Raw genomic sequence first — 2,010 nt, forward strand, 5'->3', positions numbered from 1 at the left:
ATGTGCTGGGGCGAATTATTACTGTCAGCCTCTGATTTCATCAATTCAGCAATATTATCAGGTACCTGAATCGCAAGTCGCCCTGACCGTGACCTTTGCTCAAGTGTCTTATGCACTGGGCCTGCTGTTCATCGTACCATTGGGTGACATGCTGAATAAGACCAAGCTGATTCCTGCCCTGATGTGGGGGGCTGCGCTGGGACTGATGATCTGTGCCACAGCAATCAATTTGCCCATGCTCTGGTTAGGGACGGTTATCGCCGGTTTATTTTCTGTCGCGGCACAGGTACTGATTCCTTTAGCTGCTATGACCGTTAAACCGGAAAAAACTGGTGAAGTGATTGGCTTTCTGATGAGTGGTTTATTGGTCGGGATTTTGCTGTCGACCAGTATTGCCGGATTACTCTCTGACTTGTTTCACTGGAAAGTCATCTATGCATTGAGTTCAGTTTCGATGCTGTTCCTAGGAATCTATTTACGTGGGCAGCTACCGACCCTACCAAAATTCAGAATCAGCTATGCCAGAATTTTCCACTCTATGGGCAGTCTGCTGGTCCAAGAACCACGACTGGTATTTCGTTCCCTTACCGGTGCTTTTGCCTTTGCTGCGATGAGTATTCTGTTCTCTACCATTGCCCTGTTACTGACACAGTCTCCCTTTCATCTGGCAGATGTTATGGTGGGATTAGTCACTTTAGTAGGAGTTTTTGGCGCATTATCAACTCAAGTGATTGGGAGATGGGCGGACCGAGGTTATATCAAACTGCTGAGCTGGATTGGCTGTTCAATTCTGGCAGGCAGCTGGCTGTTTCTCTATTTTGGTGGCACATCGTTGATTAGCTATATTGCAGGTTATGCGCTAATTAATCTGGGACTGGCAATTACCCATAGCTGTAACCAGAATGTAATTTTCCGCCTGCGTCCGGATGCCAAATCCCGGATTAACTCTATTTATATGACCCTGTATTTTATTGGAGGTGCCTGTGGCTCTGCAGCGGGCGTATATGCATGGCATCATGGTGGCTGGAGCATGAGCTGCCTGACTGGATTCATATTTGCACTAGCTGCCACCGTCTTTGCCCTGATTGATCAGTTTTATCATGCGCGCGTAAAAACCAACTAATGATCATCTAATTTACTTGAACCACTGGATAGTAGGCTTTGCCGGAATCCATTACTGCTGCATGTTCCAGCAATATATAGATAAAGGTGTTCAGCAAGGCTGAAAATAGACTACAACTTTCCTGCATCTGCTTGCGACTGAGGGCGCTGGCATAACTCACTCCACCCTGCAGAATTTGTTGCCTTAAGTTAGTGAAACGCTTAAAAACTTCTGACAGCATCTTCAATATATCCTGCTGTCCTAGCGCTTGTTGAGCCTCTATTTTTTGTTGCTTCAGCATTTCACGACAGTTGCTTTGGCTGATTTTATTGTGTTGATAGTCCCAATATTGCTGAGTGAGATATTGATTATCCAATAGTGCATGCAGCGTAATCTCATAGCGACCCAATAAAATTTGAGAAATTCTTTTCTCCTGATCCTTGCTAAGGATAAGATGGAGAAATTGTGATAAGGCCTGCTGATCTAGGCTATCTTCATTTTCCTGTACATAAAGAGCATTCAGACCAATCCACAGGCTCAGAAACTGAAAATCATAATCGGCCTGTAACTCTACCGCTTTTCTTAACCAGCTTAGACTGCGTTGAACACGTAGATTGAAATATTCTGAACGCTGAGCTTTTGTTGTTTTGTAAATCTCTTCTAGTAACATCATTATTTTTCTCCTTTTTTATCCTGTTTTCTTTATCTTAAACTCTTTTACTGTTTAGTAAACTATTCCTTGACCTCTGCATCTATTTGAATGAATTCAATACTTTTTAATTTCCTAGAAGGCTTTCTTGCAGTGCTAGTACTCAGCCATGAAGCCTGATTATTTTTATGCTAATATTGCGCCCTCTTTTACTGGCCGTATCACTGCCGGTGAGCGCCCAAAGCCCCAACGGCGTGCT

Annotated in this window: 2 protein-coding genes; one reads left to right on the plus strand and one right to left on the minus strand. The window is 43.9% G+C overall.

Translation table 11 applies throughout. The features are described from left to right. Nucleotides 1-1,123: MFS transporter (locus B4033_RS03230; protein ID WP_286832064.1), on the plus strand; the 1,123-nt coding region annotated here is incomplete at its 5' end. A 7-nt stretch (nt 1,124-1,130) separates the two neighbouring features. Here the strand turns inward: B4033_RS03230 and B4033_RS03235 are convergent. After that, nucleotides 1,131-1,775 (minus strand): hypothetical protein, encoded by a 645-nt coding sequence (locus B4033_RS03235; RefSeq protein ID WP_286832066.1) that lies wholly within the window; start codon nt 1,773-1,775, stop codon nt 1,131-1,133. Nucleotides 1,776-2,010: the final 235 nt, after the last annotated feature.

This window comes from Acinetobacter sp. UBA3132, from assembly GCF_002364825.1.
Classification (GTDB): Bacteria; Pseudomonadota; Gammaproteobacteria; order Pseudomonadales; family Moraxellaceae; genus Acinetobacter; species Acinetobacter schindleri.